The sequence below is a fragment of the Gilliamella sp. CG22 genome (assembly GCF_046635725.1).
Lineage (GTDB): Bacteria > Pseudomonadota > Gammaproteobacteria > Enterobacterales > Orbaceae > Gilliamella > Gilliamella apicola_I.
The window spans coordinates 1-21,657 of the sequence record NZ_JBIDFK010000008.1; the positions used below are offsets into that span (position 1 = coordinate 1).

Below are 21,657 nucleotides of genomic sequence, written 5' to 3' on the forward strand. Positions count from 1 at the left end.
ATTGGTTATACCTGGTTAGACAGTGATAAGTTTAATTTAGGTCGTGCAGGTAAAGTTGACAACATTAATGCAGATGGTGCGCAATTACGCCTAGGTGCACGTTACTATGGTCAAAGCACAAAATCGGGTTACGGCGTGTTACCATTTATTGAAGCAAACTGGCTATATGATTCATCTTCACCAGAAGCGAAAGTAAAAGGAAAACATGTTGACTCAAATCAAGGTAAAAACTACGCAGAGTTTAAAGTCGGTGTGAGTGGAAGCATGACAAAATCACTAAGTGCTTATGCTCAACTTGATACTCGATTTGGCTCAGATAAATATTCACGAATTGGTGGACAACTAGGTTTAAATTATTCATTCTAACAATAGTAATATCTTACTAAATACAAAGCAGTACAATTAAGTACTGCTTTTTTTATAGATAATTATTAATAACATCAAAAACGATACAACTGTATGGCTTAATCTAACCTAATAACCGATTCTAAACAGCTGAAAAATTATTCATTTAGTTTTGATGAACAATCTCGATTTTTAATGGATTTAAAATAACAATAGAGCACAATATAGGCCGTTCCTGTCGATAGCAGATCTGCTGTTGGCGATGCTGCCCAAACACCATCAAAACCAAAGAATAGCGGTAAAATATATAACGCAGGTAATAAAATTAAAATCTGCCTTGAAAGACTTAATAGGATCGAAATTTTTGCCATGCCAATACATTGGAAAAAGCTTGTTGTCACCATTTGGAATCCAACAAAAGCAAATGAAAGTGTCGTATAGCGAAGCGCTATAGCTGATAAAGAAACCAAATCCTGTTCAGAACTAAAAGCACGAACAAGTGTATCGGGAATAAAAAATCCCAGTATAAATCCAATAGATGTGACCACCGTTGCAACCTTAACCGCATAAAAAAACGTTGCTTTAACTCGTGCGTAATTTTTAGAACCATAATTGTAACCAATTATAGGTTGCATGCCTTGATTAATACCGATGACTATCATAATAATTAAGGTAATAAGTCGATTTGCATTTGAGTAAGCTGCGATAGCATCATCGCTCGATTCATGGGCTAATGGTGCATAGTGATTAAGTTGCCAGTTGATAAACACAACCACAACGGAAGCGGCAATTTGCATAGCAAAAGGTGACATCCCGATGGATAGGATCGCTTTGACAATTTTTAAATTAAGTCTGAAATTGCGTAGATACAATTTAATATTGCTGTTTTTACTAATAAAATGCTGCATGACAAACAGAAAACTTATCAACATAGATAGTGTGGTTGCCAGAGCAGCCCCTCGCATACCCCAACCCAAACCAATAATAAAGATTGGCGCTAAAATTATATTAGCAATAACACTGACAAACATCGTTACCATCGCTTTAAACGGATAACCACTTGCACGCATCATATTATTATAGTTAAACGTCAATGTCAGGAAGATACTGCCAGGTAAAAAGACTTCTAAAAATTCTCTGGCATAAGTGTGATTAACGGGACTTGACCCCACAAACCGTAATACGGGATCAACAAAAAAAAGCAATAATGACAATGTTAAACCACTTAATAGCGCAGTTAACATAAACGAGGTACCGGCAACTTTTTCTGCCTGATCATTTTCGCCTCGCCCTAAAAAAATTGATATTCGGCTAGCAGAACCTATTCCAACTAACATACCTATTCCTGCCGCAAAATTCATGACTGGCAAAATAAGCCCAGCGGCGCTGAGTGCTTCACGTCCAATCCAATGACCGATAAAAATACCATCAATAATGTTATATAACGTATTAACAATTGTTCCTATTACCGCAGGCAATGCATATTGCCAAAATAATGAACTGATTTTTTTATTTCTGAAATCATTATAAATATCTTTGGAGTGAGCCATAGTTATTCTTACCACAATAAGGTTTTTTAAAAGTTATTTGTTTACAATATAGTTTAATATATTATTTAAAGTCAGTAATGTTTGCTAGTTGAATTAGCAAAATTCGTTACTTTGACGATTTATCAAACCAACATTTAAAATTAATATTCAATTAATACCAGTAAATTTTTTTAAGAAAGCGAGTCATCGTCATCTATTGTAGCTTTAAATGGTAAGAAAGCTTAAGTAGATAAGATGTTATTGCCGATTTTGGAATGTTTATCTCATATAAGTCAAACAGGTTTTCATTTGTTGATAGCACTTTTTCAGTGCTTTGGTAAAATATATCATAATTTAATACTGCGATCCAAATAGGAATCCCTAATGAGTGTACAAATAGAAAAAGTTATCTTGCATAAATTAATTAGAAAAAGCGATACTGAAATTGAACTACAATTGCGTGACTCGATGTTAAGTAATCAACAAGCTGTGGTTAATTTAATTGAAGATATAAACCGTATTTATAATAATAAAAGTAAAGCATATGGTCTGTTCAACGAAGAAAGTTTATTTGAACAATCCCTTAAAGAATTACGGCTTGGCAACCAAGATTTTTTACATTTTAGTCAAGAATCTACCAAACAGTTACGCAATGAACTGGCTAAATATCCTTTTGCTGAAGGTGGCACAGTCGTTTTTTGTCACTATCGTTATTTAGCCGTAGAGTATCTGATCATTGCGGTTTTAAATAGTTGTTCGAGTATGTTAGTCAATGAACAACTTGATATATCTGAAACACAATATTTAGATATTGATCATGCTGATATTATCGCTCGAATTGATATCACTGAATGGGAAACTGATGCAGATTCTAAACGTTACTTAACCTTTTTAAAAGGAAGAGTAGGGCGTAAAGTATCAGACTTTTTTATGGATTACTTAGGTGCAAGTGAAGGGTTAGATGCCAAAGCACAGAATAAAACTTTAGTGAAAGCGGTTGATGATTATTGTCAGGAAATGCAATTTGATAAACAAGACAAAGTTCACGCACGTGAAAATGTTTACAATTATTGCCAAGCTCAATTGCAAGCCGGTGAAGAAATTGAGCTTAAAAATCTGGCTAATGAATTACCAACTCATGGTGATAACAATTTTATGGAATTTGTTAAAAACAGTGATTACGACTTGGAAGAAACGTTTCCAGTTGATCGTAGTGCTTTGCGCCAACTTAAAAAATTCTCAGGAAGTGGAGGGGGATTAACATTAAGTTTTGATTCCGATCTCCTCGGAGAACGAATTAAATGGGATCCGCAAACCGATTCATTAGTGATAAAAGGTGTGCCACCTAACTTACGTGATCAGTTGCAACGCAATAGTGGTTCAAACTAATTATACACTCCCTTTTTTAACACAATTATCAGGATTCAAAAGTATGAAATATGTTGGCGCGCATGTGAGCGCTTCCGGTGGGGTTGATAACGCCCCAATCAATGCTTATCAAATTGGCGCAACTGCTTTTGCGCTATTCACCAAAAATCAACGTCAATGGCATGCAAAGCCACTTGAAAGCGCCATGATTGATAGCTTTAAAAAGCGCTGTGAAAAATACGGCTTTACGAGTAAACAGATATTGCCACATGATAGTTATCTTATCAATTTAGGTCATCCGGATAGTGAACAACTTGAAAAATCACGCACCGCCTTTTTAGATGAAATGCAGCGTTGTGAGCAACTCGGATTAACGTTACTTAATTTCCACCCGGGTAGTCATTTAAAACAGATATCTGTTGATGAATGCCTTAGCCGTATTGCTCAATCTATTAATATTACGTTAGATAAAACTAACAATGTGGTTGCCGTAATTGAAAATACCGCAGGTCAAGGCTCTAATTTAGGTTATAAATTTGAACATTTGGCACAAATTATTGACCAAGTGGAAGATAAAAGTCGCGTTGGTGTCTGTATTGATACTTGTCACGCCTTTGCTGCCGGTTATGATTTGCGTACTGAAAAAGCCTGTCAAGAAACGTTCGCCGAATTTGAAAAAATTGTTGGTTTTGAATATTTACGAGGCATGCATTTAAACGATGCCAAAAGTGAACTTGCCAGCCATGTTGACCGCCATAATAGTTTAGGAAAAGGAAACATTGGTGAAACGGCTTTTAAATATATTATGCAAGATCCAAGAATTGATGAAATCCCGCTGATTCTCGAAACTATCGATCCGGATATTTGGGCGCAAGAAATTGCATGGCTAAAAGCACAGAGTAAATAAAATTAAATTAAAAAATGCCAATGAGAAGAGCAACTATTCAAAGATTTACTGCCAGTGGTATTTTGCTTTGAATAGTTCGCATTTAGCTGTGAAGGTCTCGATTTTATTGTGCCTGAAAAGGATAGGATAGCATTGAAATGTGATAATCGCTATTAAATGGGACTTTCAAGACATTATCCAGTTAAAATTTGACCAAAGTACATTGGTATTTGAAAGAATTACAATAACAATAAAGGTAATAGGAAGGCACACAAAGTGTGCTAAAACAGTGAATCAGACAACCAGTAGCCTAACGTTGTCTTATAAAAAGTGCATAGGAAATAAAATGAAAAAGCAGTTATATTTATTATTGATGAGTTTTATCACATTGTTATTACTCAGCAATTGCAGCACCAACACCAATTCGGATAAATCTGAAACATCTGGATCGAACATAGAAGTAATAAAAGATGTCGAGATATATTATGTGGAGAGCGTCGAATATCTCGACCCTGATAGGATATTTTTTCATGTATCGTTATCGGAAACTTTACCGCCTGATGCTGACAAGAAAATACTACCTGCCAATCTAACCCCAAAAAAATATACATTAACCGACAAAGAACGTAAATTGTTTATGAAAATGGCAGGGATTGCAGAAGATGCGTATTTCTGGATTTATGATTACACAAACAATCAGCTCTACTCCTATCCAATTTTATCTATGGAAGCAACGGCGATATTAGATTCTTATAGATCCGATCGTTCGCCTCCTTATGATACGGAAGATTATCGAATTGGATTCGACTTACCGCAAGATTTATTGCCAAGGTTTCGTTCAAATTATGATTTATTCGTTTCTATAACAAAAGACAATCCTTTTGCACAAGAACAACTTACACCACTTGACTGGCGGTTAATTCCAAATGCAAATTATCCTGATACAGGACCAGATAAATTATCAAATAGAAATTATGGAAATCTCCCGAAGTATCTAAAAAGTTACATGGCCAATGCGAATAATATGACTTTTTATGTTCAGGATTATGTAGATGAAAAAGAGCCACAACTACGGGATATTTATAAAATTTTTGATAGAGAACTTCTAGTTGTAGATAAAGAAGGTAAAACTCTTTTTAAAAGGCGCATGTATCAATCGGAAGGAACCTCATTAGTTGGGTTAAACAATTACCATGATTATGAAAATGAAAAATTCCAATGGGCAGGACAATTATTCAAAGATTTACCCCCAGTGGTATTTGGTTTTGAATGGTTTTCATTTAGCTGTGAAGGCCTCGATTTTATTGTGCCTGATAAGGGCGGGATAAGATTTAAATGTGATAATCGCCATTAAATGGTACTTTCAAAATATTATCTAGTTAAACTTTTAACCAAAGTACATTGGTTTTTGAAAAAATTACAATAACAATAAAGGTAATAGGAAGGCACGCTCAGTGTGCTAAAACAGTGAACCAGACAACCAGTAGCCTAACGTTGTCTTATAAAAAGTGCATAGGAAATAAAATGAAAAAACAGTTATATTTATTATTGATGAGTTTTATCACATTGTTATTACTCAGCAATTGCAGCACCAACACCAAGTCGAATACATCTGAAACTTCAGGATCGAACATAAAAGTAATAAAAGATGTTGATATATATTATGTGCAGAGCGTCGAATATATCGACCCTGATAGGATATTTTTTCATATATCGTTATCGGAAACTTTACCGCCCGATGCTGACAAGAAAATACTACCTGCCAATCTAACCCCAAAAAAATATACATTAACCGACAAAGAACGTAAATTGTTTATGAAAATGGCAGGGATTGCAGAAGATGCGTATTTCTGGATTTATGATTACACAAACAATCAACTCTACTCCTATCCAATTTCATCTATGGTAGCAACGGCAATATTAGATGTTTTTAGATACGAAGGTTCCCCTCCTTATAATACGGAAGATTATCGAATTGGATTCGACTTACCGCAAGATTTATTGCCAAGGTTTCGTTCAAATTATGATTTATTCGTTTCTATAACAAAAAATAATCCTTTTGCACAAGAACAACTTACACCACTTGATTGGCGGTTAATTCCAAATGCAAATTATCCGGATACAGGACCAGATAAATTATCAAATAGAAATTATGGAAATCTCCCAAAGTATCTAAAAAGTTACATGGCCAATGCGAATAATATGACTTTTTATGTTCAGGATTATGTAGATGAAGAAAAGCCACAACGACGAGATATTTATAAAATTTTTGAAAGAGAACTTCTAGTTGTAGATAAAGAAGGTAACACTCTTTTTAAAAGGCGCATGTATCAAGGTGAAAGTAGGTCATTAGTTGGGTTAAATAATTACCATGATTATGAAAATGAAAAATTCCAATGGGCAGGACAACTATTCAAAGATTTACCCCCAGTGGTATTTGGTTTTCAATGGTTTTCATTTGGTTGTGAAGGTCTCGATTTTATCGCACCCTACAGGGACGGTATAGAATTTAAATGTGATAATCGCCATTAAATGGTACTTTCAAAATATTATCTAGTTAAACTTTAACCAAAGTTTATTGGTGTTTGAAAGAATTACAATAACAATAAAGGTAATAGGAAGGCTCACTAAATGTGCTAAAACCGTGAGCTCGACAACCAGTAACAATAATTTGTCTTAATAAACGGCATTGGCAGTGAAATAAAAATAATAATCACTAAGATTTTATTGGATATGGCATAACGCATTATTAAATTGATGTAATACACTTAAAACATTTAATGATCATATAAATTTAAAAATTATGGTCATAATATATTGAAAAAAATCATTAAATCAGTAAGATATTTTTTGAACTGAAAAGGTAAAAATATACAATAGCGAGAATATACTATTCGTTTTTTTATATTTTTTTGAGTTGTTGTTACATAAATAAGAGTATAATTGCCTAAAAATAAATACAATAGTTATTGGTATCAAAAAGTTTTTTCTATGTTCATTAGATTGTATTGTATTTAGACAGATTAATCATAATATAAAAACATTATAGTTTAACCCTATACGCTTAAATATTTTTAAAATCAAGGATGTAGTATGAGTTATATTCAAAAATTATTTAGAAACATTGGTATTTTAGTTGTTGTTACACTATTAAATTTTGTTTGTTATGCAATAGCTGCCCCTGCATCAAATCCATCTGATGATAAACAAATAGCTAAAAATGTTGAATTACGTGAGTTAAACTATATTGATTATTTAAAAGAAAAAAAACGTTTTGCCTTTATCCCTGTCACTGATGATTTACTTAAACATGGTGGTCGTTCAATGGAAGCGTTCTTCTTAAGTCGTGCAGAGCAAAATCATACCGATCCGCTAAGTGCAGAATACAAAAAAAAATATTACCGTATTGAAGGTAAAGACTATGAAATATTTATAGCTAAATCAGGCTTATCAAATTCAGATTTTGTCTTCGTGTTTGATAAAAATTCGAAACATCTTAAGTCATTTGCATTAAATGAGTTGAATGCTATAGCAATAATTAGCCCTGATCACTCTATTAAAGATAGTGGTCCTTATTTTGAATCCGATTTTATATTTGGATTTGAAATTGATGCTGATAAATTAAAGGATTTTACCAATCCATTAGTTTACATTGGTAAAGAAAATCCATTTATTCATTAAAATTACCTTGAAGCATTCCAAAAATTTTTATTAGATGTTTGAGAATATAATTAATTTTGACCAGATTCATCAATGATCCTCAAACATCTAAATTTTCTAAGCAATCAGTTTGTTGGTTCTTCTAACTCCACTACTAAATGAATGAATTCTGGCAAAATGTCTAATATTAATGCCAGTTGCTGCAAAACCAAAATATCATTGGTGTTTTGCTCGTCATTAATGGAAATGGTTTCAATATAATTTGAAATCATTTTTTTCATGACTTGTTCATTTTCATCGATTTTTTTATCGTTTAAAAGATTGATGATATAGACTGCTAGATCATCAAATAGATCCAATGTATGTTGAGAAATGATTTTATCTCGGTGCGAACCTAATGTTGAAAGATAGCTGATTAAAGTGTGATTAAGCGTTAATAAACGAAAACCCTGTTCAATCACGTTTCGATTTACATGAGGTTCTTTTGTCATCAGACTAATCAATGTCGATAGGTCAGCATTACTATCGTGGGCGGCGCGTCTTGCTAATCGATATTTTGGGTCATTGGTTTTACCAGTTAAATATTGACTTCCAATAAGCGCCAGATAGTGACTATCATCATGGCAAACGCGATCAATTAGTTTGGTTAAATTTCTAAACTTCCAGTCTGGCCAAATAAAGCTAACAGCAAACCATGCAATAAAGCAACCTATCAGTGTTGCAATAATTCGTAGGATAGCAACTTCTACACTGTTTTCGCCAATTAAACTGAAACTAAAAAAGACTAATAATGTAATAAATGCGGTAGCGTAAGCATATTGAGAATTTTTAAATAAGAAAAATAGCCAACCAGTTATGATGATTAAAATTAACTGTTCAATGATGCTTGGAAATAGATAGGTTAACGGAATGCCGACAATAATACCCAAGATAGTACCAATAATACGTAATTTTAGTCGATATTTAGTCGTTGAATAGTTTGGTTGGCAAACAAAAAGACTGGTAAGGATAATCCAATAACCATGAGAAAGATTAGAAAAATAAATGATGATATAGCCAACAAAAAGGACAATACTCATACGTATTGCATGACGAAAAAGAGAAGACTTGAGAGTTAAATTATGTTTAATTTTAGTAAAAATATCATAGAAACTTGTGAGTTCCTCATCAATTAATTCATTATTTTCTTTGTCTTTTGAAAGATGTTGTTCATTATCAATATTTGCTAATAATAAGTCGATAGATAACAAATTTTGATAAAGATTTTGTAGGGATTTAACCAGTAAGGCTTCCGTTTTATTTTTAGCTTGATAATGGGCAATAGCTTCTTCTAAATATGAAAAATGACGAGCAAATAAGGAATCATGCTGATAAGTTTGATTCATTTTAATGGCAACAGCTAATTTGGCACATGCTTTTGCTTGTAAATTCAAAATTCGTGCAAAGCGAAATAAAATATCACTATGTTTAAAATGTTGACTTAGCGCTTGATAATCACCATGTGAAGAGCTTGCTCGCTCATGAATATCTTGAGCAACAAAGTAATAACTAAGCATTTTTTTCACATATGATTGGCCTTGATAAGCTTTTAATCGGTTAAAAAGAGCGTGTTTAGCCTGATTAAACACATTAATCAATTGATTGTTACATTCGGTTAATTCTAATGTTTGACTTTTAAATTCATGAGTTTCATCTGGGTCAAACATCGCTGCTTTAGCATCAAGGTAATGACTTAATTTTACAAAACAAGTTGAAATAGTCTGTTGGGTCGTTCGAATCGGCTGAATGAGAGATTCAATCAAAGAGACAATGTTATACCATAAAGCGCCGAGTAATAAATAACAAGGTAGCGTGTAATTATCATCAAATAAATTATGCCCTAACATGGTATAAGCTGCGATCAATAACGATCCAAAAGCAATCACACCATAACGTTGACCCAAAGAACCAAGCATAATGAAGATAAATGTTGAACTCATTAACCCTATAATGAATAGAAGTGGAATATTAAATAATAGTTCGACAGAAAAGGTAGCAATTGCAAAACACACTAACGTTAATAAAATATTTATACATCGGCTTAGTAAACGTGTATCAATTTCGGATAATCCTGCTGCCACAACACCCAGTGTTAAAGGAATGACATACGACACATAGCCTAAGTACCAAGGAACCAAGGTTGAACCTGTTAAACTGATTAACATACGAATACTAAAAAGTAGATTACTACTATAAAAGACTTTACGTAAAGTTAAGATTATTGGATGCACGATGTTTTTTGAATTGAATGTTAGTTACTGTAAATGTAAGTAGCATACTATATTGTGTCAATTTGTAAAAGGGCTGAGGCAACTTGCTAAAACTAATGTTTTGATTATTTGTGTTAACTAAAGCTAAATTAAAATATATCATTGACACAAAAGTCATTGCTAAGTGAGATCTCGTTATTAATGAATGCATTTATTACACTAATAGGTTAAGCCTTTTATTTATTTGTTTGGCTTCTTTTAATGCAAAATAAAACCATGTTACTCACTGAATTTAAAGTAATTTATCTGCTCATGTCCCGATTGATTACTGACTTAATTTATCTACTAATGACGTAATTAAAGGTTATCATTACGTCAACTAAATGGGTAAGAGTATAACTCGCCTTATTTCTAAGTTAAAATACGACGTAAAGTAGATATTAAATAACAAGGAATAAATCGTTATGACAACTGAAATGACAACACTTGATAAGATAAAAAAACAAATTGCAGAAAATCCTATCATTCTGTATATGAAAGGCTCGCCTAAATTACCGAGTTGTGGTTTTTCAGCACAAGCAGTACAAGTATTATCTCAATGTGGTGAGCCTTTTGCGTACGTCGATATTTTACAAAATCCCGATATTCGTGCTGAATTACCAAACTATGCAAATTGGCCTACTTTTCCACAGTTATGGGTTGAAGGTGAACTAGTAGGGGGATGTGATATTATGATCGAAATGTTCCAAACTGGTGAACTGCAAACATTAATAAAACAGACAGCTGAAAAACATAAAGCTTAAAAATAGACACATTATTTAAATAAGAGAGTTTAATTACTCTCTTAAATCTCTTGAACTTCTTCATCTATTGAACTTGGCTCGAGTTGAGGCAATGGCCAGCCTCCTAATCGCTTAAATCGATTCACTATTTCACAAAATAAAATAGCGGTTTTTTCGGTATCATAAAGTGCAGAGTGGGCTAACTTGTGATCAAAAGGAATGCGAGCAAGTTCACATGCTTTTGCTAGAACGGTATGCCCAAACACTAAACCACTCAGTGCTGCAGTATCAAAAGTAGCAAAAGGGTGAAACGGATTACGTTTAATATTGGCTCGTTCTGCTGCTGCCATTAAAAAACTATGGTCAAAGTTTGCATTATGCGCAACCATAACAGCACGATTGCAATCGTTTGCTTTAATTCCCGATCTAACCATTTTAAATATCGCTTCAAGCGCCATTTTTTCGTCAACAGCTTGTCTTAATGGATTGTCGATATCAATACCATTAAAAGCTAAGGCACTCGGTTCTAAAATTGAGTTTTCAAATGGATTGACATGAAAATGAAGGGTTTGGTCTGGAATCAGCCATCCCTCTTCAGTCATTTGTAGTGTGATTGCCGCAATTTCTAGAATAGCGTTAAGTTTTGGGTCAAATCCTGATGTTTCTATATCTATTACAACAGGATAAAAACCACGGAAGCGTTCACATAATTTAGCATTTGGCACAATAGTTGTCTTATTTAGCATAAAATAAAATTATTATGCCAGTTTTTACCGTATTCGCCTAGTTTTACCTTCGATTCAGCACTGTTGAACTCGAAAAAAAATATACTAAATAAAAACACTAAAAACGCTATCTGTATAATTTTTGTTTAGATTGTTCAATTGATTTTATCCAAGTCTGATTAATACGTTTAGCATGTTTAGGCATGTGTTTTAAGCGTAGTTCAATTTTTTGTAAAACTTCTTTAGCGAGTGAAAATTGCTGCCACTCAATTAAGGTTTGTAAATAGTATGAAGCGGCTTCTAAACTTGGATAATAACTGATTAATGCATTAAATTCTTCTTGAGCTTCTTTTTTTAAATCAAGTCCAATTAAGATTTTGGTATAAAGTAAATGTCCTTCATCAGAACGATAAGTTGGATTTTTATCTCTTAGATAATCCAAAGTTTCTTTTGCCTTTTTGTACTGTTCAACTTGATAGAGTGCGTAAGCATATTGTAATAAAATATCTGGTGCTGATTCATAGATCCCAGTTAATGCTTCTTGATAATAAATTAACGCTTCATGAGCTCTATCATTATCAACGAGTGCTTTAGCTAAACAGACTTTTGCTTCAACAGTGGGCGAAATTTCATAATTACTTAAAGCTTCGCGAAGTTCACGTTGCGGATCTAACGCTTTTAATAATTTTGATTCAATTTGATATCCCACTGAGGTTTGTCTAAAATCGGGTAGAAATATGACTAAAAAGTAAATCAAACTACCAATAAAAGGAAAAAGGAACAATATAGACAGCCAAAATCGTTCTTGCTCTGTTTTAATTACATGAACAGCAAAAAATAGAGCGATAATTGTACTGAATCCTATACCTAAAAATGGCAAAACATATACCTCATTGAATATAAACCGACGTAATGTATCATTTAGCTAAAACTTAATAAATAATAGAAAAGAACAAATTTGTTAATTTGTTTAACTCCGTGTTTTCATGCATCCAAAAATCATTTTAAAACAGGATGTTATTTATTGACCTTCTGTAAACATGAAAGAATTTATTTAAAATTTCACCATTAATATCACTATATCGAATCGTTACGTGAGATAATTTATAATAGTTTATACTTAATCATATAGGCTGGTTTATAAAAAAATTGCCAATATTTCGATTATAATAATTTCGAGATTCATTAAAGGATTTTATTAAAAAAATTCATATTGTTCTTTAAAAAGTCATTAAAAATACGAGAGGAAAACGTGCAAAATTTTGAACTTCAACAAATTATTAATCATGAATTACAAGTTGAACGCTACCGTGACTATGCACCTAATGGTTTACAAGTACAAGGACGTAAGCAAATAAAAAAAGTGATAACTGGGGTAACCGCATGTCAACGTTTATTAGATGAAGCCGTTAAATTAGATGCTGATGCGATTTTAGTTCATCATGGCTTTTTTTGGAAAAATGAACCACTAACGATAACAGGAATTAAATATAAACGCTTGCAAACATTGCTTTCAAATAATATTAATTTATTTGCGTATCATTTGCCTTTAGATGGACATCCTGTTATCGGCAATAATGCATTACTTGCGGATTTATTCAATATTGAAGTGGATAAACGTGAGGATATAACCGATTTACTGTTTAAAGGGACACTCATTGAACCGACCACATCACTGCAATTTAAGCAAAAACTTGAACAAGTTTTGCATCATCGTTCACGAGAAATATTATTTTGTGGCGATAATGCTCCTCAAATAATTAAACGAATTGCGTGGTGTAGTGGTGGTGGTCAAGACTTTATAGAAGCAGCAGCAGAACAAGGATTTGATGCTTTTTTTACAGGTGAAGTTTCTGAACGTACCATTCATATTGCTCGAGAATATGGAATTAATTTTTATGCAGCAGGGCACCATGCCACTGAACGTTACGGAATCAAAAAACTTGGTGAATGGCTAGCCAAGCAATATGACCTTGAAACTATTTTTATTGATATTGATAATCCTGCATAACAAAAGTTGAATTTAAATAAGAAATATCGCATACTTGTCGGTAGATTTTTTATTCTTGAAGTTGGTTATCAATAAATAATATGAGAGGTCATTTTATGTTTACAGGAAGTCTGGTCGCCCTTGTTACTCCAATGGATACAAAAGGAAATGTAGACCAAGTAAGCTTAAAAAAATTGGTCGAATATCATATTGCCAATGGCACATCGGCAATTGTTTCTGTTGGTACCACTGGCGAATCAGCAACGCTTGATCATCATGAGCATATCGATGTAATTAAAAGAACGATCGAATATGCAGATGGCAAAATAAATGTCATTGCCGGAACTGGCTCAAATGCGACTAAAGAAGCAATTGAATTAACTAACCGTGTTGAAAATATTGGTGTAGTTGGCTGTTTAACCGTTGCGCCATATTATAATAAACCAACTCAAGAAGGTCTTTATCAACATTTTAAAGCAATTGCGGAAAATACAGCTTTACCCCAAATAATCTATAATGTACCGGGTCGTACTTGCAGTGATATTAAGCCAGAAACAGTTGGACGATTATCTAAAATAAAAAATATTGTTGCATTGAAAGATGCAACAGGTGATTTATCAAGAGTTTATAAAACTCGTAAACTTGTTGGTAGTGAATTTAAATTATTAAGTGGTGATGATGCGACTTTCTTAGATTTCATGATTTTAGGTGGTGACGGTGTGATTTCCGTGACAGCGAATGTAGCTGCCAAACAGGTTGCAACAATTTGTGAACTTGCAACGAAAAATCAAATTCAAGAAGCTCGAAAACTGAATGATACGTTATCAGCACTACATAGTAGCTTATTTATTGAGCCTAACCCAACTCCAGCAAAATGGGCTTGCACAAAATTGGGTCTAATGGCGAACGATACGATCCGTTTGCCGCTGGTTTCACTTACAGATGCTTCTGTGTCTGTGGTTGAAAAAGCTCTTAAAGATGCGAATTTACTCTAATTTATGTATAACCAATAATTTATAAGCAGATATCTATGTTTAATAAAACTATGTTAAAAAACAAAGCGATTAAAAACACAATGGTGATGACAGCCATTGCATCTTTATTTTTGGTTGGTTGTGGTAGCGATCAAAATTATAAACGAGAAGTTGATGGGAACGAAGATTATTTGAATTCGCCAGTTTTGAAACCGCTAACTGTCCCTCAGGGTGTAACGGTACCTGCTGAAAGTTCCGAATATTATATTCATTTTAATAAAAATGAAGGCGCTGTATATGGTAAGCAAGTGGATATTCGGGCACCTATCATTCCTATTCCAACTATTCCTGATTCTTATGCGTCTTATAACTATGGTACCGCTTCATTAAATGCGCCTGCTGATGCGAATGTATGGTCTGTTATCCCAACTGCGCTGAATAAATACAATATTCCGATTAGTAGCAGTGATAATAATGTTATTGTTACGGGCAATGCTTCAATTTTTTCAAGTGATGAAGAGCCGAACATCCAAGCGTCTTATGTTATTCATCGGCAAAATTATCCTGGTACAGAAAATATCATTGTCGAGTTGAAAACATTAACTCGTGGCACACAAGATATTTCTTCTGATTCTATTGAAGTGCAACGGTACGTTGTTCGCTTATTTAATTTAATAATGGATGAGGCTGCACCTAAGTCATCTCAAGTGGCGCAAGAACAAACAGATGAAAACGCCGTTGAAGACAAAACCATTCATGAAGATTCAAAATAAAGCAAGACGCTATGAGATATTATTTGTGACAAGTAACATTTTGATAAATAGTTAAGATAATCAGTAGTGAAGAATTTAGTTAATTCTTTTATGTAAAACTGGCTATAGATTGAACTTCACTATTCGAGACGATATAGCAAACAATAAAATGTTATTATTGATTGCATTGGTACAAATACGTGAGTATCGAAAAGTTTAAAACTAAGGAGCGAATAGCTCCTTAATCATTTGTTGGCAATTTGATATAAGGTTAGAACCATGAAAAAGTTGGCTGAGCTTTACCGTGGTAAAGCAAAAACGGTTTATACTACTGAAAATCCCGATCTATTAGTGTTAGAGTTTCGCAATGATACTTCTGCTTTTGATGGCTTACGTATTGAACAATTAGAGCGTAAAGGGCGCGTCAATAATAAATTCAATTATTTTATTATGAATAAACTACGTGAAGCAGGTATTCCTACTCAAGTTGAAACGCTTTTGTCTGATACAGAAGTTATCGTCAAAAAACTGGATATGGTACCTGTGGAGTGTGTGGTTCGAAATCGTGCCGCAGGTTCTTTGGTCAAACGCTTAGGGGTTGAAGAAGGTAAGGTGTTAAATCCGCCAACATTTGAATTATTCCTAAAAAATGATGCATTGCATGATCCCATGGTTAATGAGTCATATTGTAAAACATTTGGTTGGGCTACTGATGAACAGTTATCAACGATGAAGGCACTAAGCTTTAAAATCAATTCAATTTTGACCGATCTTTTTGATAAAGCAGGATTTATTTTAGTGGACTATAAACTTGAATTTGGATTGTTTAAGGGTGAAATTACGTTAGGTGATGAATTTTCCCCTGACGGTTGTCGATTATGGGAAAAAGAGACCTTAAAAAAAATGGATAAAGATCGTTTTCGCCAAGGGCTTGGCGGTGTCATTGAAGCTTATGAGGAAGTCGCCACCAGAATCGGCGTTGCTTTGTAATGTTTGCTCAATTTGATATCTCCTTTTTTCTTTTACTGGGTTTAGCTGCACTGTGTTATTTAACGCATAATAACACAGTCACTTTTGCCGTATTATTGCTACTATTATTTAAATTAACACCATTGTCGACCTATTTTCCGTTTTTAAATCAATATGGACTGACAATTGGTATTGTCATTTTAACGGCGGCTATGATGGTTCCGCTTGCCGACGGATCTTTGAGTATCAAAGACATATTAAAATCATTCACAACATGGCAATCAATTTTAGCTATCTTTGTCGGCGTACTTGTCTCTTGGCTAGGTACCCGTGGGGTTTCTTTAATTGGCGCACATCCCACCATTGTTAATGGTTTAATCATTGGAACCTTGATTGGTGTTGCCTTTTTCAAAGGTATTCCAGTTGGCCCCCTTATTGCCGCAGGCTTGCTTTCCATATTGATTGGAAAAAGTTAGTCGATGATTAATCTTGATAGCACCAGAACTTTATGGGTGTTGCGTGGTGATGTAACGAAATTATTCAGTCAATTAAGTGACATCATTAAGCAACATAAAGGGGATTGGATCACAATAAGTGATCAAGCCATTTTATCAAATTATGTGCCAAATATCGTATCAATATCTAATACTAAAACCCTTTTAGGACAAGAGTATTTACATGCCATTTTTGATGCAACTCAGTCATTTAATTTAGAAGCATTTGCCATGTTGTCAGGAACGCTTGTAAAAGGAAGCCGATTGATTTTGTTATTGCCTGAAAATTATAATCTTTGGGCAGACAAAGATAGTTTACGTTGGAATGAAAATGCTTATCCAATACCTGTGCCTAATTTTATAAACCATTTACAGCACACTATTTCTAAATTTAACGGTTTCCAAAAAAATAACTTTTCTGAATGTTATTTGACATCGCCTGATTATGATGAACAGCAACACACATTAAAACAAGTGTTAAACAGTGATAAGCCTATCCATGTTATCACGGCAAAACGAGGTAGGGGAAAATCCGCTTTGGCAGGTCAATTCTCTCACTATCGACATTGCATTGTTACGGCTCCTAACAAAAAATCGCTGACCACTTTCTTTCGTTTTGCTAAACCTGATGTTCGTTTTTATGCACCTGATGAATTAATCGAAAAAGGTGTCGATGATTTTGCTGACTATCTTATTATTGATGAAGCAGCCATGATACCTTTGCCAATGCTAAAAAAATTGCTGCAACTCGTGAATTTAGACAAAAGCCGTATTTTACTGACTACTACGGTTGAAGGTTACGAAGGTACCGGACAAGGTTTTTTATTAAAATTATTAAATGATAAGCAATGTGATCATTTTCATCTTGAAAAACCAATTCGGTGGAATGGCGATGATCAGTTAGAATATTTTACTGATTGTTTAGTTCTCAATGGACTAATATCAGCAGAAAATCAGCGAATTAATAATACAAAGCCAATTGATTATTCCATAGTAGCGCGTCATGATTTAAGTAGTTTGAAGGAGATCTTTTATTTACTGAAAACAGCCCATTATCAAACTACGTTAGTTGATTTAAGGCGACTTTTAGACGCGACAAATTTGACGATTTGGCAGGCTAAACAGAGTCATAACCTAATTGGTGCAGCCATAACGGTTAAGGAAGGAGATTTACCGGATGACTTAATTGAAGAAATATGGAAGGGTAACCGTAGACCAAAAGGAAATATGGTTGCACAATCTTTGGTAGCCCATGCAGGTGTTAAACAAGCAGCAAAATTAAAATCTGTCAGAATAAATCGCATTGCAGTGATAGCTTCTTATCGAAGACAAAATATTGCAACGCAATTGATACAACATACTTATGAAGCGGCAAAAAAACAACATCAAGATTTTTTATCCGTGAGTTTTGCCTATAGTAGGGAAAATTATCAGTTTTGGTCATCTGTAGGTTTTGTACTTGTACATGTTGGTAGTCGTTTAGAGGCAAGTAGTGGCACATATTCGGTAATGGCAATAAAACCGATTAACCAAAATGGTATAAATTTGGTTAACGTGCTATCCAAAAAGTTACAACGTAACATGATGTGGCTAAAAGAGATCATCGCACTCCCATTTGATGAAATGCTTATTGCTGATACTGATCAGCAATTGACTAAGCAAGATATTATGGAATTATGCGGATTTTGTTATTTTCATCGAGCATTCGAAGCAACTTATGCTTCATTATGTCGCTTACAACAATTTAATGATAAGCAAAATAATCGAGTGAAATTATCTGTCTTAGGTGCTTTACTGAAAAATAAAAATCAAGGCAATGCGATCATTCAGCAATTTCAATTGACTGGGCGAAAAGCATTATTAGAAACAATTAAACAAGAGGTTAAGCAATGGTTGAATAGTAACAATGAAGTTATTTATGAAAAATAGCAATGTTGTTTTATTGAAAGCCATGCTAATAAGTTAAATTTAGCGTTATTTCATGTTTAAAAGGAACAAGAGTGAAGAGTAATAATGTAGATAAATTAAGATTTAATTCAAATATTAATCATGATCGGCGTAGATCGGGATTTGAATATTTTCTGTTAGGCTGGTCATTAGCATTCAGCCCGAAAATTAGACATTTTGTATTCTTGCCTTTATTGGCGAATATGGTGATTATGTCAGCGCTATTTTATTGGTTTTTTTCCACAATTACCGGCATGGTTGACTGGGGATTATCTTATGTACCGGGGTGGCTTTCTTGGCTTGGCTATATTATTAGTTTTATGGTGATTCTGATTTTAGTCATATTATTTTGTTATTTTTTTAGTACAGTGGCTAACTTTATTGCTGCACCGTTTAACGGCTTGCTTGCCGAACAAGTTGAAGCTGAATTAACGGGTATACCTGCACCCGATACTTCTTGGTTAAGTTTAATCAAAGATTTACCTAGAATATTTGGTCGTGAAATTCAAAAATTAATCAATTATGTATTATGGTCTATTCCAATATTATTAACGTATTTTATTCCTGTTATTGGTCAAACAGTCACACCGATAATTTGGTTTTTATTTACTGCATGGCAAATTAATATTCAATACGCTGATTATCCTTTCGATAATCATAAGATTACTTTTCATCGTATGCGTGAGTTACTTAAGCAGGATAAAGTTGATAATTTAGTCTACGGTATTTTAGTTAGTTTTTTTACTATGGTGCCACTATTAAACCTAATTATTATGCCAATTGCAGTTTGTGGCTCAACTGCGATGTGGGTCGATCGTTATCGCCATCAAGCTTTATTTAAAAGTGATATTAACGATATCCGATAGGAAAGAAAGTGATTAATTTTTTCGAAATTAATCACTTTTTGTTTTTATCCTCAGCACTTTTTGGAGTTTGGTTATTCTCCTCATCATCATAAGGTATGGGTTTAATTCCTTTTTTATCAATGTAAGACTTAAAATTAAGCTTATTGAGAGCTTTAATGGCATTAATAAAAATACCTAAGATGAATAATAAAATTACCCACCAATAATCTTTTATCCACTCCATTTTTTTACCTTTGTTGGATGCATGTTAGTGACGCTCGTTTAGTCGAATGTCCAAAGTAGCATTAAATAATCTATTCAAATTTTGTTTGAGCAGATTTAACAAGTTAGATAACTTAGCCAATCTTATTAAACGAGTAATTTTTCCAAAATTCTTTGATAAATTTTTTTCAGTGTGATGATATCCTGACAATTTACATTTTCGTTAATCTTATGGATTGTTTTATTTAATACCCCAAACTCGATAATCTGACAGCCCATTTTTGCAATGAAACGTCCGTCTGATGTTCCACCACTTGTTGATAATTTTGTCTCAATATTTGTGTACTCTTTTATCGCACTTGCTGTAGCTTGAGTCAGTTCACCTTGCGGCGTTAAAAACGGATGACCTGATAAACGCCAATTTAACGTATAGTTTAATTTATGCTTTTGTAAAAGTTGCTCAACACGGGTTTTAATTAATTCGTCAGTGAGTTCACTACTGTATCGAAAATTGAACTGCACCGATAGATCACCAGGCACAACGTTTTCAGCTCCTGTGCCTGCCTGAATGTTTGCAATTTGCATAGAGGTTTGCGGAAAATATTGATTGCCATTATCCCAAACCGTATTAACCAGTTCAGCCAATGCAGGGGCAAATCGATGAACAGGATTGTCAACTAAATGAGGGTAGGCGACATGACCTTGCATACCATGAATAATTAAATTTGCTGTCAAAGAACCTCGACGCCCATTTTTAATTTGATCGCCTAAAACCTTATCACAAGAAGGCTCTCCTACAATACAATAGTCTACACGTTCCTGACGTTCATTAAGACGATTAACAACTTTAACTGTTCCATCGGTTGCATCAGCTTCTTCATCAGAGGTAATTAGAAACGCAACACGACCACGGTGATTGGGGTTTGCTTTAACAAAATCTTCAGCAGCACAGATCATTGCTGCGACACCACTTTTCATATCTGATGCGCCACGGCCATAAAGTACACCATGAGTATCAATGGTTGCCTCAAATGGGGGATACAGCCATTGGCTTTCATCGCCAGCAGGCACTACGTCGGTATGACCAGCGAACATAAGTGTTGTTTCTGACGGATCGCCATGATAAGCCCAAAGATTTTTAGTGCGACCAATATTGAATTCTTCAATGATAAAGTTAAGTGATGTTAAGCGCTCGATAAGGATATTTTGACAATTTTTATCATCCGGACTTATCGATTTTTCGGCAATTAATGCTTTGGTTAGTTCAATAACAGGCTCTGTCATAATGATCTCGGTTTTATTGTTGTTGTTTGAAAAATTGCGAATAACTTTCGTCTGAAAATCCGAGTAATACATGCTTACCCTTGATTAATAGCGGTCGTTTTATAATTGAAGGATTGTCCAGCATCAGTTTCATCGCAGCTTGCTCATTGTCAACGTTAGCACGGACTGATTCATCCAATTTACGCCATGTTGTACCCCGTGTATTGAGTAGGCTTTGCCAATCAACGAATTTCAAAATAGTCTGTAATTGTTCAGTTGACAGTCCATCTGTTTTGTAATTGTGAAATTGATATTTGATTTTATTTTCATCAAGCCATGTGAACGCTTTTTTCATTGTACTGCAGTTTTTAATACCGTAAATGGTTAACATAATTCTCATTCCTTAAGCAAAGTATAAAGTCAAATTATATCAGTTGTCTTACCGAATCTCTAATTTTGAATTGGCTGAGTAATCTAAACATTAATTAAATGAATAATCGAAAGATTAATCGCTTGAATTTAACCTTATTCAGATTCTTTTTGTTTTTCAGAACAAAACACTTGAAAAAAACATATTAATCCTTATTTTTGACATAAATTTTATTTTTTAAAGTTACTTTTCTATTTTTTTAAATATTAAATATTAATATTGCGAAT

The 21,657-nt window shown here is 33.8% G+C and carries 21 protein-coding genes; 14 read left to right on the plus strand and 7 right to left on the minus strand.

The genetic code is table 11. From position 1 onward, the window contains the following. Positions 1 to 366, plus strand: a 366-nt coding sequence (locus tag ACGH46_RS08085) for an autotransporter outer membrane beta-barrel domain-containing protein (RefSeq protein WP_411605201.1), incomplete at its 5' end; no start/stop codon positions are given. A gap of 137 nt (positions 367 to 503) precedes the next feature. Here the strand turns inward: ACGH46_RS08085 and ACGH46_RS08090 are convergent. Further along, positions 504 to 1,895: an MATE family efflux transporter gene (locus ACGH46_RS08090; protein WP_267349680.1), complete on the minus strand. Its 1,392-nt coding sequence runs from the start codon at positions 1,893 to 1,895 to the stop codon at positions 504 to 506. A 363-nt stretch (positions 1,896 to 2,258) separates the two neighbouring features. Between ACGH46_RS08090 and yejK the strand changes: the two genes are divergently transcribed. The 5 genes from yejK to ACGH46_RS08115 all read left to right on the plus strand — a co-directional run bounded on the left by yejK (position 2,259) and on the right by ACGH46_RS08115 (position 7,809). Next, positions 2,259 to 3,263: a nucleoid-associated protein YejK gene (gene yejK, locus ACGH46_RS08095; protein ID WP_267359319.1), complete on the plus strand. Its 1,005-nt coding sequence runs from the start codon at positions 2,259 to 2,261 to the stop codon at positions 3,261 to 3,263. 43 nt (positions 3,264 to 3,306) lie between these two features. After that, a complete protein-coding gene (nfo, locus tag ACGH46_RS08100) occupies positions 3,307 to 4,149 on the plus strand; it encodes a deoxyribonuclease IV (protein WP_267377848.1) in 843 nt (280 codons plus the stop codon). A 325-nt stretch (positions 4,150 to 4,474) separates the two neighbouring features. Beyond that, a complete protein-coding gene (locus ACGH46_RS08105; protein ID WP_411605203.1) occupies positions 4,475 to 5,482 on the plus strand; it encodes a hypothetical protein in 1,008 nt (335 codons plus the stop codon). Between the two features lie 170 nt (positions 5,483 to 5,652). After that, positions 5,653 to 6,660: a hypothetical protein gene (locus ACGH46_RS08110; RefSeq protein WP_411605204.1), complete on the plus strand. Its 1,008-nt coding sequence runs from the start codon at positions 5,653 to 5,655 to the stop codon at positions 6,658 to 6,660. Positions 6,661 to 7,221: 561 nt separating this feature from the next. Continuing rightward, positions 7,222 to 7,809: a hypothetical protein gene (locus ACGH46_RS08115; protein WP_411605205.1), complete on the plus strand. Its 588-nt coding sequence runs from the start codon at positions 7,222 to 7,224 to the stop codon at positions 7,807 to 7,809. A gap of 104 nt (positions 7,810 to 7,913) precedes the next feature. Here the strand turns inward: ACGH46_RS08115 and yccS are convergent, their stop codons facing one another. Beyond that, the gene (gene yccS, locus ACGH46_RS08120; protein WP_411605206.1) at positions 7,914 to 10,058 is read right to left on the minus strand and encodes a YccS family putative transporter; all 2,145 of its coding nucleotides are present in this window, start codon (positions 10,056 to 10,058) and stop codon (positions 7,914 to 7,916) included. A gap of 455 nt (positions 10,059 to 10,513) precedes the next feature. Here yccS and ACGH46_RS08125 point away from each other — a divergent pair, with 455 nt between their 5' ends. Next, complete coding sequence (locus tag ACGH46_RS08125; protein ID WP_065558000.1) at positions 10,514 to 10,840, plus strand: Grx4 family monothiol glutaredoxin; 327 nt, start codon at positions 10,514 to 10,516, stop codon at positions 10,838 to 10,840. 41 nt (positions 10,841 to 10,881) lie between these two features. On the opposite strand, the gene rnt is transcribed toward ACGH46_RS08125, so the two are convergent. Both rnt and ACGH46_RS08135 read right to left on the minus strand, forming a co-directional pair. Beyond that, positions 10,882 to 11,565, minus strand: coding sequence for a ribonuclease T (gene rnt / locus ACGH46_RS08130; RefSeq protein ID WP_267349667.1), 684 nt, complete (start codon positions 11,563 to 11,565; stop codon positions 10,882 to 10,884). A 106-nt stretch (positions 11,566 to 11,671) separates the two neighbouring features. Beyond that, the gene (locus ACGH46_RS08135; protein ID WP_267349666.1) at positions 11,672 to 12,424 is read right to left on the minus strand and encodes a hypothetical protein; all 753 of its coding nucleotides are present in this window, start codon (positions 12,422 to 12,424) and stop codon (positions 11,672 to 11,674) included. Between the two features lie 372 nt (positions 12,425 to 12,796). Here ACGH46_RS08135 and ACGH46_RS08140 point away from each other — a divergent pair, with 372 nt between their 5' ends. From ACGH46_RS08140 to cysZ, 7 genes are all read left to right on the plus strand, one after another. Further along, entirely contained in the window at positions 12,797 to 13,555 is a 759-nt protein-coding gene (locus ACGH46_RS08140) for a Nif3-like dinuclear metal center hexameric protein (RefSeq protein ID WP_267380093.1), read from the plus strand. A gap of 95 nt (positions 13,556 to 13,650) precedes the next feature. After that, positions 13,651 to 14,529: a 4-hydroxy-tetrahydrodipicolinate synthase gene (gene dapA / locus ACGH46_RS08145; RefSeq protein WP_267360616.1), complete on the plus strand. Its 879-nt coding sequence runs from the start codon at positions 13,651 to 13,653 to the stop codon at positions 14,527 to 14,529. A gap of 35 nt (positions 14,530 to 14,564) precedes the next feature. Beyond that, positions 14,565 to 15,281, plus strand: a complete 717-nt coding sequence (gene bamC, locus ACGH46_RS08150) for an outer membrane protein assembly factor BamC (protein WP_411597426.1) — start codon at positions 14,565 to 14,567, stop codon at positions 15,279 to 15,281. 258 nt (positions 15,282 to 15,539) lie between these two features. Next, positions 15,540 to 16,250, plus strand: a complete 711-nt coding sequence (gene purC / locus ACGH46_RS08155) for a phosphoribosylaminoimidazolesuccinocarboxamide synthase (protein WP_267349659.1) — start codon at positions 15,540 to 15,542, stop codon at positions 16,248 to 16,250. Beyond that, positions 16,250 to 16,705, plus strand: a complete 456-nt coding sequence (locus ACGH46_RS08160) for a DUF441 domain-containing protein (RefSeq protein WP_267380089.1) — start codon at positions 16,250 to 16,252, stop codon at positions 16,703 to 16,705. Before purC ends, ACGH46_RS08160 begins: the two co-directional genes overlap by 1 nt. A gap of 3 nt (positions 16,706 to 16,708) precedes the next feature. After that, positions 16,709 to 18,652, plus strand: coding sequence for a tRNA(Met) cytidine acetyltransferase TmcA (locus ACGH46_RS08165; protein ID WP_411605207.1), 1,944 nt, complete (start codon positions 16,709 to 16,711; stop codon positions 18,650 to 18,652). Between the two features lie 113 nt (positions 18,653 to 18,765). Next, positions 18,766 to 19,536 (plus strand): sulfate transporter CysZ, encoded by a 771-nt coding sequence (gene cysZ, locus ACGH46_RS08170; protein ID WP_411599773.1) that lies wholly within the window; start codon positions 18,766 to 18,768, stop codon positions 19,534 to 19,536. 31 nt (positions 19,537 to 19,567) lie between these two features. On the opposite strand, the gene ACGH46_RS08175 is transcribed toward cysZ, so the two are convergent. The 3 genes from ACGH46_RS08175 to ACGH46_RS08185 form a co-directional block, all read right to left on the minus strand. Continuing rightward, positions 19,568 to 19,759, minus strand: coding sequence for a hypothetical protein (locus ACGH46_RS08175; RefSeq protein WP_267360622.1), 192 nt, complete (start codon positions 19,757 to 19,759; stop codon positions 19,568 to 19,570). A 125-nt stretch (positions 19,760 to 19,884) separates the two neighbouring features. Further along, positions 19,885 to 21,021 carry a succinyl-diaminopimelate desuccinylase gene (dapE, locus tag ACGH46_RS08180; protein WP_411605208.1) on the minus strand — a complete coding sequence of 379 codons (1,137 nt, stop codon included), beginning with the start codon at positions 21,019 to 21,021 and terminating at the stop codon, positions 19,885 to 19,887. A 13-nt stretch (positions 21,022 to 21,034) separates the two neighbouring features. Further along, the gene (locus tag ACGH46_RS08185) at positions 21,035 to 21,391 is read right to left on the minus strand and encodes an ArsC family reductase (RefSeq protein WP_411605209.1); all 357 of its coding nucleotides are present in this window, start codon (positions 21,389 to 21,391) and stop codon (positions 21,035 to 21,037) included. Positions 21,392 to 21,657 lie beyond the last annotated feature (266 nt).

Excerpts from the sequence above, each read along its gene's own strand:
- purC (WP_267349659.1), top strand. The coding sequence starts at position 15,540 with ATGAAAAAGTTGGCTGAGCTTTACCGTGGTAAAGCAAAAACGGTTTAT.
- ACGH46_RS08125 (WP_065558000.1), top strand. The coding sequence starts at position 10,514 with ATGACAACACTTGATAAGATAAAAAAACAAATTGCAGAAAATCCTATC.
- dapE (WP_411605208.1), bottom strand. The coding sequence starts at position 21,021 with ATGACAGAGCCTGTTATTGAACTAACCAAAGCATTAATTGCCGAAAAA.
- ACGH46_RS08105 (WP_411605203.1), top strand. The coding sequence starts at position 4,475 with ATGAAAAAGCAGTTATATTTATTATTGATGAGTTTTATCACATTGTTA.
- bamC (WP_411597426.1), top strand. The coding sequence starts at position 14,565 with ATGTTTAATAAAACTATGTTAAAAAACAAAGCGATTAAAAACACAATG.
- dapA (WP_267360616.1), top strand. The coding sequence starts at position 13,651 with ATGTTTACAGGAAGTCTGGTCGCCCTTGTTACTCCAATGGATACAAAA.
- ACGH46_RS08175 (WP_267360622.1), bottom strand. The coding sequence starts at position 19,759 with ATGGAGTGGATAAAAGATTATTGGTGGGTAATTTTATTATTCATCTTA.
- ACGH46_RS08160 (WP_267380089.1), top strand. The coding sequence starts at position 16,250 with ATGTTTGCTCAATTTGATATCTCCTTTTTTCTTTTACTGGGTTTAGCT.
- nfo (WP_267377848.1), top strand. The coding sequence starts at position 3,307 with ATGAAATATGTTGGCGCGCATGTGAGCGCTTCCGGTGGGGTTGATAAC.
- ACGH46_RS08110 (WP_411605204.1), top strand. The coding sequence starts at position 5,653 with ATGAAAAAACAGTTATATTTATTATTGATGAGTTTTATCACATTGTTA.
- ACGH46_RS08090 (WP_267349680.1), bottom strand. The coding sequence starts at position 1,895 with ATGGCTCACTCCAAAGATATTTATAATGATTTCAGAAATAAAAAAATC.
- ACGH46_RS08115 (WP_411605205.1), top strand. The coding sequence starts at position 7,222 with ATGAGTTATATTCAAAAATTATTTAGAAACATTGGTATTTTAGTTGTT.
- rnt (WP_267349667.1), bottom strand. The coding sequence starts at position 11,565 with ATGCTAAATAAGACAACTATTGTGCCAAATGCTAAATTATGTGAACGC.
- ACGH46_RS08165 (WP_411605207.1), top strand. The coding sequence starts at position 16,709 with ATGATTAATCTTGATAGCACCAGAACTTTATGGGTGTTGCGTGGTGAT.
- ACGH46_RS08185 (WP_411605209.1), bottom strand. The coding sequence starts at position 21,391 with ATGTTAACCATTTACGGTATTAAAAACTGCAGTACAATGAAAAAAGCG.
- yejK (WP_267359319.1), top strand. The coding sequence starts at position 2,259 with ATGAGTGTACAAATAGAAAAAGTTATCTTGCATAAATTAATTAGAAAA.